General features: G+C 62.7%; 16 protein-coding genes and 1 tRNA gene. 11 read left to right on the top strand and 6 right to left on the bottom strand.

Features of this window, described 5'->3' with window-relative positions:
• Positions 1–281: 281 nt before the first annotated feature.
• The gene (locus ACQY7R_RS10785) at positions 282–1673 is read right to left on the bottom strand and encodes a dihydrolipoyl dehydrogenase family protein (RefSeq protein ID WP_428305611.1); all 1392 of its coding nucleotides are present in this window, start codon (positions 1671–1673) and stop codon (positions 282–284) included.
• Between the two features lie 162 nt (positions 1674–1835).
• Positions 1836–2846 carry an NADPH-dependent aldehyde reductase Ahr gene (gene ahr, locus ACQY7R_RS10780; RefSeq protein ID WP_428305610.1) on the bottom strand — a complete coding sequence of 337 codons (1011 nt, stop codon included), beginning with the start codon at positions 2844–2846 and terminating at the stop codon, positions 1836–1838.
• 213 nt (positions 2847–3059) lie between these two features.
• Between ahr and ACQY7R_RS10775 the strand changes: the two genes are divergently transcribed.
• The 5 genes from ACQY7R_RS10775 to ACQY7R_RS10755 all read left to right on the top strand — a co-directional run bounded on the left by ACQY7R_RS10775 (position 3060) and on the right by ACQY7R_RS10755 (position 6260).
• Positions 3060–3914 (top strand): hypothetical protein, encoded by an 855-nt coding sequence (locus ACQY7R_RS10775; protein ID WP_428305609.1) that lies wholly within the window; start codon positions 3060–3062, stop codon positions 3912–3914.
• Positions 3915–3934: 20 nt separating this feature from the next.
• Positions 3935–4255: a hypothetical protein gene (locus tag ACQY7R_RS10770; protein ID WP_428305608.1), complete on the top strand. Its 321-nt coding sequence runs from the start codon at positions 3935–3937 to the stop codon at positions 4253–4255.
• An 87-nt stretch (positions 4256–4342) separates the two neighbouring features.
• Entirely contained in the window at positions 4343–4753 is a 411-nt protein-coding gene (locus ACQY7R_RS10765) for an ester cyclase (protein ID WP_428305607.1), read from the top strand.
• Between the two features lie 137 nt (positions 4754–4890).
• Positions 4891–5847 carry an MBOAT family protein gene (locus ACQY7R_RS10760; RefSeq protein WP_428305606.1) on the top strand — a complete coding sequence of 319 codons (957 nt, stop codon included), beginning with the start codon at positions 4891–4893 and terminating at the stop codon, positions 5845–5847.
• Positions 5847–6260: a hypothetical protein gene (locus tag ACQY7R_RS10755; RefSeq protein WP_428305605.1), complete on the top strand. Its 414-nt coding sequence runs from the start codon at positions 5847–5849 to the stop codon at positions 6258–6260. The genes ACQY7R_RS10760 and ACQY7R_RS10755 overlap by 1 nt, the downstream gene beginning before the upstream one ends.
• A 15-nt stretch (positions 6261–6275) precedes the next feature.
• Here the strand turns inward: ACQY7R_RS10755 and ACQY7R_RS10750 are convergent, their stop codons facing one another.
• Entirely contained in the window at positions 6276–6857 is a 582-nt protein-coding gene (locus ACQY7R_RS10750) for a hypothetical protein (RefSeq protein ID WP_428305604.1), read from the bottom strand.
• Complete coding sequence (locus ACQY7R_RS10745; protein ID WP_428308889.1) at positions 6850–7290, bottom strand: RNA polymerase sigma factor; 441 nt, start codon at positions 7288–7290, stop codon at positions 6850–6852. Before ACQY7R_RS10745 ends, ACQY7R_RS10750 begins: the two co-directional genes overlap by 8 nt.
• On the opposite strand from ACQY7R_RS10745, the gene ACQY7R_RS10740 reads away from it, so the two are divergent.
• Both ACQY7R_RS10740 and ACQY7R_RS10735 read left to right on the top strand, forming a co-directional pair.
• Positions 7210–7377, top strand: a complete 168-nt coding sequence (locus tag ACQY7R_RS10740; RefSeq protein ID WP_428305603.1) for a hypothetical protein — start codon at positions 7210–7212, stop codon at positions 7375–7377. The two genes, ACQY7R_RS10745 and ACQY7R_RS10740, sit on opposite strands and share 81 nt — an antisense overlap.
• A gap of 407 nt (positions 7378–7784) precedes the next feature.
• Positions 7785–9041 carry a type II secretion system protein gene (locus tag ACQY7R_RS10735; protein WP_428305602.1) on the top strand — a complete coding sequence of 419 codons (1257 nt, stop codon included), beginning with the start codon at positions 7785–7787 and terminating at the stop codon, positions 9039–9041.
• A 72-nt stretch (positions 9042–9113) separates the two neighbouring features.
• Here ACQY7R_RS10735 and ACQY7R_RS10730 read toward each other — a convergent pair whose 3' ends face one another.
• On the bottom strand, positions 9114–10052 hold the full coding sequence (locus ACQY7R_RS10730) for an alpha/beta hydrolase (protein ID WP_428305601.1): 939 nt from the start codon (positions 10050–10052) through the stop codon (positions 9114–9116).
• Between the two features lie 178 nt (positions 10053–10230).
• The gene (locus ACQY7R_RS10725; protein ID WP_428305600.1) at positions 10231–11043 is read right to left on the bottom strand and encodes a hypothetical protein; all 813 of its coding nucleotides are present in this window, start codon (positions 11041–11043) and stop codon (positions 10231–10233) included.
• 304 nt (positions 11044–11347) lie between these two features.
• Between ACQY7R_RS10725 and ACQY7R_RS10720 the strand changes: the two genes are divergently transcribed.
• The 4 genes from ACQY7R_RS10720 (at position 11348) to ACQY7R_RS10705 (ending at position 13672) form a co-directional block, all read left to right on the top strand.
• Entirely contained in the window at positions 11348–11605 is a 258-nt protein-coding gene (locus ACQY7R_RS10720; RefSeq protein WP_428305599.1) for a Trm112 family protein, read from the top strand.
• Positions 11606–11661: 56 nt separating this feature from the next.
• Entirely contained in the window at positions 11662–12003 is a 342-nt protein-coding gene (locus ACQY7R_RS10715; protein ID WP_428305598.1) for a histidine triad nucleotide-binding protein, read from the top strand.
• Positions 12004–12217: 214 nt separating this feature from the next.
• Positions 12218–12291, top strand: a tRNA-Arg gene (locus ACQY7R_RS10710).
• A gap of 124 nt (positions 12292–12415) precedes the next feature.
• On the top strand, positions 12416–13672 hold the full coding sequence (locus ACQY7R_RS10705) for a tyrosine-type recombinase/integrase (RefSeq protein ID WP_428305597.1): 1257 nt from the start codon (positions 12416–12418) through the stop codon (positions 13670–13672).
• Positions 13673–13901 lie beyond the last annotated feature (229 nt).

Genomic DNA, 13901 nt, shown 5'->3' with positions numbered 1-13901 from the left:
TCGCCATTGCTCTATTGCTGCTTTCGGCGTCGATCAACAAGTACGATCCAGAATTGCTAAATCTGGCAATCGACTCCGTGTTATGCATTGAGTCGCCAATTCACCGTTTGTTTCGAGAATCGCTAAAGTCGCATACCTGGCAGGACATTACGTCTCGAATGCTAATAACGCCGCAAACGACAGTTCCCGCGGATATCCTCAGGGAGTGCCAAGAGTTGGGTAGAGCGCTGATTGGAGAAAAAGGTGCGTCCTGAAGCACAGGGCCCGAGAAGATGCGGAACTCAGTGCACTGCCGAGAACAGCCCGCCGAGGCCCTCGCCCATCGTGGGGTGCGTGAAGATCGCATCCCGGAGCGCCGTGTAGGGCAATCCGGCGGACATCGCGACTTGCACGGGGGGGAGGAGTTCGCCGGCGTCGGAGCCAAAGGCGGTGATTCCGAGGATGCGGTCGCCCTGCCCCTCAGGTTCGATAAGCGCTTTGATGAAGCCGCGCGTTTCGGAGAGCGTGCGCGTGCGCAGCACCGCGACCATCGGGAGTTTCGCGAGACGGTAAGCGATGCCTTGCTCGCGGGCTTCGCGTTCGGTGAGGCCGACGCGGGCGAGTTCGGGATCGGTGAAGAGGCAGAAGGGAACTTGCCGGCCAGTGGTAACGCGGTTGCCGCCGGCGAGGTTATCCCGGAGAACACGGAAGTCGTCGAACGCGACGTGCGTGAAGTGGGGGCTGCCGGCGCAATCGCCGACGGCGTAAACGCCTTCGGCCGTCGTTTGTAGGCGTTCGTCGACGCGGACGTGGCCGTGCGGTTCGAGTTCGACGCCGGCAAGTTCAAGGCCGATTCCGTCGGTGTTGGGCGTGCGGCCCCCGGCGACGAGGAGGTGCGTGCCGGTGACCGTGCTTGTGGCGCCGTTACTGCTTGCCTCGATCGAAACTTCCGCGCCGGATGTTCCTGAGACACGCTCGACGCTGGTGTTGGCGAGAACTTCGATGCCCTCGTCTTGCAACAGTTCGGTCACCGCCGTCGTTACATCGTCGTCTTCGCGATGAATGACGGTCGCGTTGCGTTCGATGATCGTCACCTCGCTGCCGATGCGGCGGAAGGCTTGGGCGAACTCGAGGCCGATGTAGCCGCCGCCAAGAATGATGAGCTGCGTCGGCACGTGGTCGAGTTCGAGCGCTTCGATGTGGGTGAGGGGCTGCGATTCGCGCAGGCCGGGCGTCTCGTCGAGGCGGGCGCGCGAGCCGGTGCTGATGACGACGCGCTTCCCGAGGATTGTCCGCGTGCCGCCGGCGTGGAGTTCGACTTCGATCGTCCGCGGGGCGACGAATTTGCCGCTCCCCATTACGAGCTCGGCGCCGCTGGCGACGAACTTCTGCTCGTGCATCTCAATGAGACCGTCGACCATCCGCCGCTTGCGGTCGCGGACGGCCGCCATGTCGACGGGCTGCGTGCTGGCGGGCAGGCCGAACTCGGCGCCGCGGCGGAAGAGCGATGCGACCTTCGCGCTGTGGATGACGTTCTTGCTGGGGAGACAGGCGATGTTCGGGCAAGAGCCGCCGATGAAGCGGCGTTCGATGACGACACAGCGCTGGCCCTGCGACGCGAGCGTCCAAGCGAGGTACTTGCCGGCTTCGCCGCTCCCGAGGACGAGCAAATCGACTTCTTCGATGGGGGGCATGGAGTGCTCCTCGTAGGGTGCGGTGCTCGCACCCACCTGTGACGCATCGATTTCTACAGGCGGCGCGCCGTCGGCGGTTGTCGATTGCGCGGAGCTTGCTGGGGTGTCACGAAGCGTCGCGATTCTCGACGGGCAAGGTGGGTGCGAGCACCCACCCTACAGTTAGAAATCGGCATCAAGCACGATGCGGTAACGGGCCTTGCCGGCTTCGAGCCGTTCGAACGCTTCGTTGATCTGGCTCATCGGCATGTGCTCGGTCGTCGGCGTCACGTTGTGGCGCGCAGCGAATTCGAGCATCGTCGCGATGTCGACCGGCGACCCGGTGGGCGAGGCCGAGATGCTGCGCTGCTGCATGATGAGCGACATGGCGACGACGGGGATCGGCTCGAGCACGGCGCCAAGGACGTGCAGGCGGCCCTTCGGGGCGAGCGTGCCGATCATGAGATTCCAGTCGAGCGGCACGTTGGTCGTGGTGATCAACAGGTCGAGCGAGCCGGCGATCTTGCGGAGACCGGCCGGGTCGCGCGTGGCGACGACGTGATGAGCGCCGAAGCTGCGGGCTTCTTCAAATTTGCTTTCGCTCGAGGTGAACGCGGTAACTTCGCAACCGTACGCCGCGGCGAACTTGACGCCCATGTGGCCGAGGCCGCCGATGCCGACGATGCCGACGCGGTAGGTTGGCTTCGCGTGCATGGCGAGTGGGTTGAAGACGGTGATGCCGCCGCACAGGAGCGGGCCCGCTTCGGCCGCGGGGAGACCCTCCGGCAACGGAATCGCCCAAGCCCAGTGCGAGCGGACGCGACTGGCGAAGCCGCCGCGATGTTTCACGATCGTGGGGAGCGCTTGCGCGCAGAGGTGTTGATCGCCCGAAAGGCACGGCTTGCAGTGCATGCACGAGCTAGCCGTCCAGCCGACGCCGACGCGCTGGCCGACCTTCACGCCCTTGGCAAACTCGCCGACGGCGACGACCGTGCCGATCGCTTCATGACCGAGGACCGCGGGGTAGGTAGCGACGCCCCATTCGTTGTGGAGCATCGAGAGGTCGGAGTGGCAAAGGCCGCAGTGCTCGACCTGGACTTCAACTTCTTCGGGACCGATCGGGCCGAGATCGATTTGCTGGCGAACGATCGGTTGCTTCGCACGCGGAACGACCCAGGCATCGACGACCGACATGATGAAATCTCCGTGGAGTTGCAGATAGGCGAGCGCAGGAACGCTCGCGCGGGCGGGGTGATTGTTAAGGTAGCAAACGCGCGTGAGATTGCAATTCGATGGAGAAGCCGCGTAGGTTAGGCTTTCTGGCCTGACTTGCAGGACGCGCGGGATAGTTGATCGGTTGACGGGGCTATCAGGCTAAGAGCCTAAACCTACGCATTCGGTGCATTGATGGTTAACGATTACTCGCGGCATCCGATTCTGTTCGTGGCGACCGTCGCGCTGGCGATTTCGAGCGGCCCTTCGAAGGCGCTTGCCTACTTGGATGGTTTTAAGACGCGGACTGTTGTTTCTGCAAATCAGGAATATGTGTTGGTGCTGCTCACCCCGATCGCGGAACGAGTCAATCGCCGTCGCTACGATCCAAAGCAAGACGGCCCGCTAGATGAGGACGAGATTCGAATTTGGAACGAGAGCCTCGACAGGCAAGAGCGGTTAGAGACGCTCTACTCGCAGAGCGGCGTCTATCGGAACGACGGGTCGACGGAGTTACTTTGGCCGATGCCATATCTCACGATCTGCAAGGATATCTGGCTCTCCAACGACGGCGAGCATGTAGTGGTCGCGTTCCTCGATTGGGACCAGAGCGCTTCAAGTCGCGGCGATGCGCTTGAATTCTTTTCACGCGGTCAATCGCTGGCGATCTACAACGAAGAAACGCTCGTCAAAGGTATCTTTTCCAAGATGATCGCCGCCCGTTGTCTGGGGTTTGGATTTCCGCACGCTCGCGCGGCGGCGCTGGATGACGCGAGCGGGCGGTTCGAACTGGCAACTGATTCCGGCGAGTGGTTTCAGTTTGACGTCGCGACGGGGGACATGACGTCGCACTGGTCGCCGTGGCCTATCTATTTGGGAACGCCGCTCGTGGCGGTTCCACTGTTGATTTGGGGCGTGGTGCGCTCGGGACGCCGGAGATCACAGAAGCTAGCTGCGGCGTCGCGACGAGGATGGGGATTTACCATTCGCGAATTGCTGGGTGCCATGGCGCTCGTGGCGTCGTGCCTAGTGGTGGTGAAACAACACTAGTGGTGGTGAAACAACAGACGATGCCTAGCGACGCTTTCGCCGTTTGCTTGGGGATTGGCGCTGTCGGCGGAGCGATTGGCGCCCGAGTGGCGGCGAATCGCTGGGGAATGTTCATCGGCGCCGTGGCGGCGCTGTACGGCGCGTATGCGGCAGTGCTGGCGTTCGCGCTCGCGGAGATGGGTTGGCACGCCGCGCGGCAGGCGCGTGGGCTGGACATCGAATTCTGGCTAACGGAAGGTTGGGGCCTCGCTGCGTGGTGGGCGACGATCGCGATCGGAAGCATCGTGGGAGCGGTGATCGGCGGGCGACTGGCGCCACGCGGCGGAGTCAGCGTAGGTTAGGCTTTCTAGCCTGGCAGGCAGTTCGCGCGAGATGGAAGACCGTTTGACGGGGCTGCCAGGCTGAAAGCCTGACCTATGGAGGATGCGATGCGGAACAATGCAGAGATCGTTCGCGAGTTCATCGATGAAGTGTTGAACAAGAATCGAATCGACGCCGCGGGCGATTATTTTTGGGACGACATGGTGGAACTCGCGCCGTTTCCTGGCCAGGGGCCAGGGTTAGCGGGTTTGCAGGATGTGCTGCGGCAGTTGCGGGTTGCGTTCCCCGATATTCATTGGACCGTCGAGGAGCAATTAGTCGACGGCGATCGCGTGTTGACGCGGTTCGTGTGGAAGGGAACCCATCGCGGGATCTTCCTTGGCGTTCCGGCGACCAATCTGCCGGCAAGCGTCTGGGGGATGGTGATCGATCGGCTGCACGAGGGAAAGGTCAAGGAGACGCGCATCATCATGGATATGCTGGGGCTGATGATGCAGTTGGGCGTCGTGGGCCCGTAGATATTTCGCTGATTTGACTTGCTTTGTCGCGTTAATCCCGCGCGGGGATCACGGTTTCCCACTTAGCCGGAGGGCCACGCCCTCCGGGAGGACGCGGCTCGGACCGCGTGGCGGTTGGGCGAGCGAGGAAATGAGCGATGAGCGTTGCGGAAACCATGCCTGCGGCGAGTGCAAACGTGAGCGGTGGGCCGCGCGTCGCTCGCGGCCTAGCTGAACGGTGGCGTGGGTGGGGGCCGATGGTTGTGGCGCCGATCGCGTTCGTCGCGTTGGCGCCGGCCACGTGGCCGCATTGGGCCTGCATGTGGGGAATTGCTTTCGCGATTTACTTCGGAGCGAAGTGGCTCACCTGGCGGCGGCCGGTGCAGCCGCGGGTTAGTGCGGCACGTTCGTTCGGGTATCTGGTCGCTTGGCCGGGGCTAGATGCCGTCGCCTTTCTTGAGCCGCGAGATGCGAAGAGTTGCGAGCAAGTTGCGGCGCCGTCGCGCGGCGAATGGTCGTTCGCAGCATTCAAGCTGGCGCTCGGTGCGACAATCTTCTTTGGCCTGGCTCGGCTGGCGCCGGTCGTTGAACTGCCGTACCTCACGGGATGGATCGGCATGATCGGCCTCGTGCTAATGTTGCACTTTGGCCTCTTTCATTTGCTCTCGTGCGCTTGGCGGCGTGCGGGCGTCGATGCGGCGCCGCTGATGGATTGGCCGATCGCTGCTACGAGTATGAGCGAGTTCTGGGGACGGCGTTGGAATCGCGCGTTTCGCGACCTCGCGCATCGGTTTCTGTTCCGGCCGTTGACGCCGCGCCTCGGCGCTGCGGGGGCGATGGTGGCGGGGTTCGCGTTTAGCGGCGTCGTGCACGACGTCGTGATGTCGTGGCCGGCCGCGGGAGGTTACGGCGGGCCGACCGTGTTCTTTTTGATTCAAGCGGCGGGGATGCTCGTCGAGCGGAGTCGCGTCGGGCGGCGATGCGGACTGGGCGCCGGCTGGCGCGGTTGGCTGTTCGCGGCGACGCTATTGCTGGCGACATCCCCCCTGCTCTTTCATCCGCCGTTTGTGTTGCGCGTGATCGTTCCCTTCATGCACGCTGTGGGAGCACTCTGATGACTACCGAAACACTCGCACAATTGATCTTCTTCGCCGGGCTGGCGCAGTTCGGAATTCTGACGGCTTCGGCGCTCGTGCCGATTCGCTTGAACTGGCGGCAGGAACTGCAGGCGTTGCCGCGGCTGCAGCGGCAAATGTACTGGGTGTACGGCGGCTACGTAGTGCTGTCGATCATCGCCTTCGGCCTCATCAGCACGTTCAACGCCGCGGAGCTTGCCGCCGGCGGTGGTCTGGCGCGGGCCTTTTGCGGCTATGTCGCCGTGTTCTGGGGGATCCGGCTATCGCTGCAGTGGGTGTTCGACGTCGAAGAGCATCTCACCGCGTGGTGGCTGCGGTGGGGCGAGCGGGTGCTGACGGTGTTGTTCACGCTCTTTACGATCGTGTATGCGTGGAGCGCGCTGCGGCTGTAGCACCATTCGCAAAGACTATCGTTTCGGTTGCTCACTAAGCGTCGCGAGGCGGAGTTCGAGTTGCAGCAGCTTTTCTTGGGCGTTTAGCTCCGCGTTTTCGATGCGGTAGTTGAGCCAGTAGACGCCGGCGCCGATGAGGAGCGGGAGTCCGCCGACGATCATCCGCATGCCTTGCATGGGATCGCGGGCCGACATGCCGGCGACCAGGAAGAAGGTCATCATCAGCACGGTGAAGCTCCAGGCCATCGTGGCGATGCGGCGAGCGTCGGCTTTGAGGTCGAGGGCGCCGCGCCAGCTAATGCGAGCGGCGACAACAGCCCAAGCGATACCGAAGAGCGAGCCGACGGCGAGCGCGGTGCGCGGCAGCGGCTGCAACTCGGGTTCAGTGAGAGCGAGCGTCGCACAAACGAGGCCGCTGATGACGCCGCCGATCGCGACGGCGCCGAAGAAGGTGCGACGGGGAGTGGAGAGTTCGCGTTGGAACATGGCTGAGAGATCCTGCTGGAGTTGTTGGCGTGAGGCGAACGGTAGCGGTTCGACTGCCAGCAGGCGCTGGCTGAATGGTCGGTCGCTGTTGTTTTTGTTCGTGCTATTCATGGCGTGACGCCTCCTCATCGAGAATGCGGCGTAGTTCACGGCGGGCGGCGGCGAGTCGCGATTTCACGGTTCCTGGGGGAATTTCGAGGACGGTCGCGATCTCGGCGATGGAGAGGTCGTCGAGAAAGTAGAGAGTGAGTAACTCTCGCTGCGGCACTTCGAGTCGACTGAGGCCGAAGTGAATGAGTTCGGCGTTCTCCAAATGGAAGGCGTCGTCGGTTGGTTCGATTGGTTCAGGGCTGTCGCTTGGCGAAGCATCGGCGTGAACCTCTTTTCGTGAGTAAACGCCGCGGTAGTGGTTCATCGCCGAGCGGCGGGCGATCGTATAGAGCCAGGGAGCGAGCCGGGCGCCTTGTTGCAGTCCGCCGATGTTGCGGAAGGCGTGGAGCCAGACCTCCTGCAGGACGTTGGCGGCGTCGTGTTCATGGTCGATCAGCCGGTGGAGGAAGTAGTGGAGTCGGTCGTTCCAGCTGGCGACGAGCTCGTCCCAAGCGGCCAGATCGCGACGTCGGCAGCGTAGCGCGAGCAGTTCGTCGCGGATTTGTTGGACTGAGCGTTCGATGGGAAGTTCCTCCGGCTGATTCGGTAGGATAGTCGCGCGCGGGGCGGGCGCGGTTCAGTCGTTGGTAGGAAAATCGGGAGAATATTTGGGAACTCCAGTGGTATCGCGAGCGTCGTAGCTTGGAATCGTGAAATACGGGGAGAATTTTGCACAAGAAGCGAGCCGAGCGGCGTCTTGCAGAATGAGCGGGAGTTCGTTGACGCTGCATGCGAACGGCTCAAGCACTTGCCAAGAATTGGCGAGAAAAATCGAGAACTTCGCGTCCGCAATTTGCTTGGGTCGTTTCCGGACATGCGTAGAATGAATTCGCGGGCGGAACTCTTCTTGCGGTATTCTCCTCTCTTCTCTAGCTGCGGAGCGCTGCCATGTCTGCTCACTCGTTTCTTGCCGGTCGCCGTCGATCGGGTCATGCGTTCACGCTGGTCGAGTTGCTGGTGGTGATCGTCATCATCGCGACTCTCATCGGGTTGTTGCTGCCAGCCGTGCAGTCAGCGCGGAGTGCGGCCAGACGCTCGTCACTCAAAGGGGGCGTGTCGGAGGATTATTACGCAGGGGCGGCTGCCGCCGGAGCGTTGGTCGAATCGCCGCCGACCGTTGCGGAAGCGTTGCCGCAGGCGCGGCTAGCGTCGTTCGTCGCCGACGTGACGCTGACGCCGAAGTTGAGCGTGGGAACGTCCACGCCTGAATCAATCTACGAGGCAAAATTTGTCGGTACGATTGAAGCGGCGCGCCCAACGGACCGCGAGGGAGCTTGTGAGATCGTGTTGCCGTTGCCGCCGCAGATCATTTCGCTTGCCGATCTGTCGATCAAGATTGGCGAGCAAGCGAATGAAAAGGTCACGTTGCAGGAAGGCAAGCTTGTCTGGCGCGGCGAGTTGCCTGCGGAACCGACGCAAGTCGACGTGACCTACACGGCGGTCGGTAAAGGATTGTATGAATTGTCGTCGGCGCCCGGCGGATTGCTCGACAAGTACGAAGTTGCCCTAACTGCGAAGGGTTCGGACGTGCGACTGCTGGAACTTTCGCTGCAGCCGACGAGCCTTGAGCGTTCTGGCGGCAGCAGCATGTATCGTTGGGACTACGCACGCCTGTTGTTTGGTCGGCCGGTGCGCATCGACGTGCTGGGAATTGCGCCGATCGATCGCTTGGGCGAACTGACGTGGCTTGGGCCGGTGAGCGTCGTAGCGTTTGGGCTGCTCGTGGGGCTCGTCGTGCAGTCGTCGCCGGTGCCGCGGTTTGATCGCTGGATGTTGTTGCTAACGATTGGCACGTTCGCCGGAGCGTATCCGCTCATGTACTTCGCTCAGGAGTATGTCACGCTGCAGCAGGCGATCGTTGCTTCGGGGTTGGCGACACTCGCTGTCATCGGCGTGCGGACGGCGACGCTGATGGGCTTTTGGCGGGCGATGGTCGGCATCGTGGCGCCGGGAGCGGCGATCATGGCGGTGGCGCTTGCCGCGGCGATTTGGCCGCAGATGCAGGGGATTTTGCTGACGGCGCTCGCGCTCGGGTTCTTTGTCGTCGCGATGAGCCTCATGCCGAAGGTGACCGCGGCGGGCGGGAGTATTTGGGGGCTCTCGGCGCCGGTGATGCGCGGAGCAGGCGGAGGCGCGGTGGAGTGATTAGCCAGCATACAAGTGTGCCACTACTGGGCCCGCCCAGTAGTGGCACGCATTTGTTGGGAAGGTCGATTTCTACTCTGGCAACTTGTAATCGCGCCACAGCCATCGCAGCGAATCAGGCATGATCGCGCCGCCGTGGTTGCCGTTGTGGGCGCCTTCGCCCGCGACGAACTTGTAGTCGTACTCCGCGAACTTCAGCGCCGCGTCCATTTGCAGGTTGCCGAGCCACCAACTGCCGTGGGCATTGTCGAGATCGTGGCTGCCGTCCTGCAGGAAGATTCGCATGGGGCGCTTGTCGTACCCTTTGCGAATCATACCCGGGTAGCGATCGCCGCCGCGGATGTTCGTGAAGCTGCCGACGTGGCTGAGGACTTTGCGGAAGGCGTCGGGGCGTTCCCAGGCGGCGGTAAACGCCGCGATGCCGCCACTGCTGATGCCGCCGATGGCGTGGCCGTCTGGATCGTCGGTGATGTTGTATTCGTTCTTCACCTCAGGAAGGATTTCGGTGATCAGGAAATCGGCGTAGGCGGGGCTCATCGTGTCGTATTCGACGGCGCGATTTTCGGGCTTTGGTTCCCATCCAGGCTTCGGCGGGAGCTCCGGTTGCGTCGTGCCGGGATCGACGAAGACGCCGATAGTGACCGGCATCGAACCTTCGTGGATGAGATTGTCTAGAACGATCGGCGTGCGGAATTCGCCGCGTTCGCGGATGTACGCATGGCCGTCTTGGAAGACCATGAGCGCCGCCGGTTTGGCGGGATCGTACTGCGCCGGGACGTAGATCCAGTAACGGCGGAGCGTGCCGGGGAATATCTTGCTATCGGTCCACTCGTGCTCGGTGATCGTTCCTTGCGGCACTCCCTCTTTGCGGACGGAGTCGGGGCCATATTCGTAGCGGATATCCACGGCGGGGGCTTTCGGTTCGGCGGCGCGTGAGGGAATGAACGGCGCGAGGGTGGCCAGCAGCGCGAAGGCGGTGCGTGCGGCGGCGTGCGCGAGGGGAGAGGTCATCGGAGCGCCTGGGGTACTGACTGGTGGGCCAGTGACCAGTTTACTCGATGACAAAGGAGTGGGCAGTGGGCGGTCGGCAGTGGGCCGTGCTTCTAGCCCTGGGCTCCGCCCGGGGGTGACGCACCATTTAGTGGAGCGTCGCCCCTAATCGATGCCGACCCCCGGGCGGAGCCCGGGGCTAATAGCGCGAGTAGGGCTGCGACGACGCCGGAGCCGGCGAAGGTTGCGTTGCTGTTTGAGCTGGCGGCGGAGTCGCGGCGGGCTGGTAAGCCGAAGTCGCTGCAGGTTGGGCGTTGCCGTATCGTGGCGGATCGGTGGTGATCTGCGTCCCGCCGTAAGGATTTGAAGCGACGCGGGTTGCCGGTTGTTGTGCGGCGGGCGACATCGCTGGTTGTAGCGAGGCGCTTGGGCTCGTGGCCGCGGCGGTCGGTTGCGATGAAGATGCGGTCCATGGAGACGTCGTCGGTTGGGACGACGCCATCATCGTGTTCTGCCCCGCGCCGGTCGGCGTCATGCCGACGACCCGCTCGGAGGTGACGGTGTTGTAGACCGTCTTGTACGACGTGGGCACTTGCTGTTGCACCGTGCGTGTTTCCGGGACAACTGAAACGCGTTGCACAGGGATCTGCACCGTGCCCACCTGCTGTTGCCATGTCGTCACCGGTTCGTAGTGATGCGTGGCGTAGGGTTCGGCGAATGGGTTCCAACGGTTGTGGATCGTCGTCACCACTTGGTACTGCGTCACCGGGACGTGGTAGACCTGTTGATGCTGAACGTTCTCCGTCGTGATTTGCTGCCGGTAAGTCGTTTGCTCTTGCGATCGGTTTTCGTAGACCGGCACTTGAACGGCGACTTGCTGTTTCGTGACGGCGTAGCGGACGCCATCGCGGTCGACCATTTCGGTTGTCGTCTGCTGGGCATGAAGCGACGAGGCGCTCGCGGTGGCGGCAAGTGCGGCGGCAGCGAGAAAACGACGGCGCAGGCGAATCACAGAATCCCCCCTCGGCCATCCTTGGCCAAGTCGCTGGCGAGCCCGTTTGGGCGGGCTGCTCGGTGCGCAGCGGTCCATCGCCGCGCAGCTATCTATTGGTATCGGTCGGGAAGCTTGTCGGGCTTCAGTAGGAGAGGCCGGAGGGCGACGCTAGCAGCGGCGGGGCGCGAAGTTTAGAATGCGGGCGAGGCCGAGCCGCAGGCTTTTCCTCCATTCGTCTGAGAAGATACGTTGTTTTGTTGCGGAGGAGTGGCCGCCGGGATGTGGTTCCGCACGACTCCCCTGCCCCGCTAGCGAGTGCCGCATGATCGCCGACCACCTGATTGATATCCTTCGCTGCCCGCAAGACCGCTCGCGGCTGCGGTTGGCTGACGCTGACCTGGTCGTGCGGCTGAACCGCGCGGTGGCGGCCGGCCAGTTGAAGAACACGGCGGGCGAAGCGTTTGAGAAGCCGCTCGACGGCGGGTTGATTCGCGAGGCGGGGGACTTGCTCTACCCGATCATCGACGAGATCCCGGTAATGCTGCCCGACGAGGCGGTGGACTTGCGGGCGTTTTCTTAAGTTGCTCTCGCAAGCATTTTGATTCACTACGCAGCCTGCCAGGTTGAACATTTGCCATGAGCACCATCTTCAAGCGGATCATCGACCGCGAGATTCCCGCCGACGTCGTCTACGAAGACGATCAATGTATCGCCTTTCGCGACGTCTCGCCCCAGGCGCCGGTCCATGTGCTGGTGATTCCCAAGAAGGAGATCGCGTCGGTCGATGCCATCGGCGAAGGCGACGCGGCGCTGATGGGACACATTTGGGTGGTGATCGGTAATCTTGCCCGCCAACTCGGCGTTGCCGAGGGCGGGTACCGCGTGGTCACCAACTGCGGCAAACTCGGCGGGCAATCAGTCGACCATCTTCATTTCCATTTGCTCGGCGGCCGGCAACTTGATTGGCCGCCGGGATAGCGGCGAGTAGGCAGTAGCGGGCAGCAGATGAGTTTTGGGCTGCGTCTGCGAATGCGATTCGGATGGCGCCAGCGGGCGTTGTCAGCCGGGGCTGGAGGCGGTAGGCTATTGGATTCTTAAGCCAACGGCGTCCCAGAGCTACTAGCCTTGCCTGGACGCCATGCGTTCGCCGCTCGCGGCGTGCGAAGCAGCTTGAGGGTGAGCAAAGACCTCAGCCCGCGTGGCGCAATTGGATAGCGCGTCGGCCTCCGAAGCCGAAGGTTACTGGTTCGAATCCAGTCGCGGGTACTTCGCCTAACATCCGCCGAATCAACGACTTGTGATACCTGCCGACGTTCGGCAGTGCGGCGTTTCCCTCCGGGTCAAAACGGTATGTACCGTTTAAGGCCCTGAACCATGGGAGACACGCACCATGCCACGTCTCGTTGATGCTCTTCCCAAGTACCGCAAGCACAAAGCTTCCGGCCAAGCGGTCGTCACTCTCAATGGCCGCGACTGCTACCTCGGCCCGCACGGCACGAGCGCGAGCAAAGCGTTCTACGATCGCCTGATCGCCGAGTGGTTGATTCAAGGCCGTTCCGCGCAGGCACCGGCGGTTGAGGCAATCACCGTCATCGTTCTCTGCGGCCGCTACCTTCGCTTCGCAAAGAGCTACTACCTCAAAGACGGGAAGTGCACTGGCACAGTCCCGGCGATCAAAGCGGCAATCAAGTATCTCCGCGACTGGTACGGCAAGACGCCGGCGTCAGACTTCGGCCCGCTCGCGCTGAAAGCAGTTCGTCAACGCATGGTCGAAGGCGGCCTCAGCCGCACCTACGTGAACGACCACGTTGCGCGGATCAAGCGCATGTTCAAATGGGGCGTCAGTGAGCAGCTAGTGCCGCCGGCGACTTACCAGAGGCTCGCGTCCGTGCCCGGTTTGCTCCGAGGACGCACGACGGCTCACGAGAATCCGCCGATCCTCCCCGTTGACGATGCGACCGTTGACGCCACCCTGCCCTTCATGCCGGAAGTCACGGCCGACATGGTACGTCTGCAGCGGCTCACCGGCATGCGTCCCGCGGAGGTTTGTATCCTCCGCCCCTGCGACGTAGATCGATCCGGCGAAGTTTGGTTCTACCGGCCGGCTTCCCATAAGACCGAGCACCACGGCCGCGACCGCGTCGTGTTCTTCGGCGCCGAAGCGCAGGGCGTGCTGTTGCGATACCTCGCGCGGGAGGCGTCGACGAACTGCTTCCGCCCGTGCGACTCGATGGCTAAGGTGCTGGCGGCGAAACACGAGGCCCGTAAAACGCCCCTCAGCTGCGGCAACGTGCCGGGGAGCAACAAGAGACGCCGGCCGAAAAAGGCGCCAGGCGAGCAATATGAGGTCGACCAGTACCGTCGGTCGATCAATCGCGCCTGCGACAAGGCCTTTCCCCATCCCGAGTTGGGCAAGCTTAAGCGAAAGGATCTCACGCCCGAGCAGCTGAAGGAGCTGAAGGCGTGGCAGTCGTCGCACCGTTGGGCGCCAAACCGGCTGCGGCACTCGTTTGCGACCGAGGTGCGGAAGAAATTCGGGCTGGAGGCGGCGCAAGTGACGCTCGGCCACAGTTCCGCGGCGATCACCCAGGTTTACGCCGAGCGCGATCTTGAGAAGGGCGTCCAAGTCGCCAAGGCGATCGGTTAAACTGGTTCTTTGCTGGGTTCGCGAGGTAGCTCCTCGCTAGACCAGCCGATCGTTCGCGGACGCAACACCCCGTGGCGATTGGCTGGTCGGCCCGGCTTTTTACGAGGTGTTGCGAATATGAAAGAACACAATTGGCCGCAAATAATTGGTGCATCACGCCAATTGCTATTATCGCTGCGGCAAAACGCTGGAACGGTTCACCGCTCCATCGGATCGCAAACCATGGGAG

The organism is Lacipirellula sp., assembly GCF_965279485.1.
GTDB lineage: Bacteria > Planctomycetota > Planctomycetia > Pirellulales > Lacipirellulaceae > Lacipirellula.
This window is presented reverse-complemented; position numbering and strand designations above follow the sequence as displayed.

What these genes read in the sequence shown, in the direction of transcription:
- ACQY7R_RS10785 (WP_428305611.1), bottom strand. Translation starts at nt 1,673, where the DNA reads ATGCCCCCCATCGAAGAAGTCGATTTGCTCGTCCTCGGGAGCGGCGAA.
- ahr (WP_428305610.1), bottom strand. Translation starts at nt 2,846, where the DNA reads ATGTCGGTCGTCGATGCCTGGGTCGTTCCGCGTGCGAAGCAACCGATC.
- ACQY7R_RS10775 (WP_428305609.1), top strand. Translation starts at nt 3,060, where the DNA reads ATGGTTAACGATTACTCGCGGCATCCGATTCTGTTCGTGGCGACCGTC.
- ACQY7R_RS10770 (WP_428305608.1), top strand. Translation starts at nt 3,935, where the DNA reads ATGCCTAGCGACGCTTTCGCCGTTTGCTTGGGGATTGGCGCTGTCGGC.
- ACQY7R_RS10765 (WP_428305607.1), top strand. Translation starts at nt 4,343, where the DNA reads ATGCGGAACAATGCAGAGATCGTTCGCGAGTTCATCGATGAAGTGTTG.
- ACQY7R_RS10760 (WP_428305606.1), top strand. Translation starts at nt 4,891, where the DNA reads ATGAGCGTTGCGGAAACCATGCCTGCGGCGAGTGCAAACGTGAGCGGT.
- ACQY7R_RS10755 (WP_428305605.1), top strand. Translation starts at nt 5,847, where the DNA reads ATGACTACCGAAACACTCGCACAATTGATCTTCTTCGCCGGGCTGGCG.
- ACQY7R_RS10750 (WP_428305604.1), bottom strand. Translation starts at nt 6,857, where the DNA reads ATGAATAGCACGAACAAAAACAACAGCGACCGACCATTCAGCCAGCGC.
- ACQY7R_RS10735 (WP_428305602.1), top strand. Translation starts at nt 7,785, where the DNA reads ATGTCTGCTCACTCGTTTCTTGCCGGTCGCCGTCGATCGGGTCATGCG.
- ACQY7R_RS10730 (WP_428305601.1), bottom strand. Translation starts at nt 10,052, where the DNA reads ATGACCTCTCCCCTCGCGCACGCCGCCGCACGCACCGCCTTCGCGCTG.
- ACQY7R_RS10720 (WP_428305599.1), top strand. Translation starts at nt 11,348, where the DNA reads ATGATCGCCGACCACCTGATTGATATCCTTCGCTGCCCGCAAGACCGC.
- ACQY7R_RS10715 (WP_428305598.1), top strand. Translation starts at nt 11,662, where the DNA reads ATGAGCACCATCTTCAAGCGGATCATCGACCGCGAGATTCCCGCCGAC.
- ACQY7R_RS10705 (WP_428305597.1), top strand. Translation starts at nt 12,416, where the DNA reads ATGCCACGTCTCGTTGATGCTCTTCCCAAGTACCGCAAGCACAAAGCT.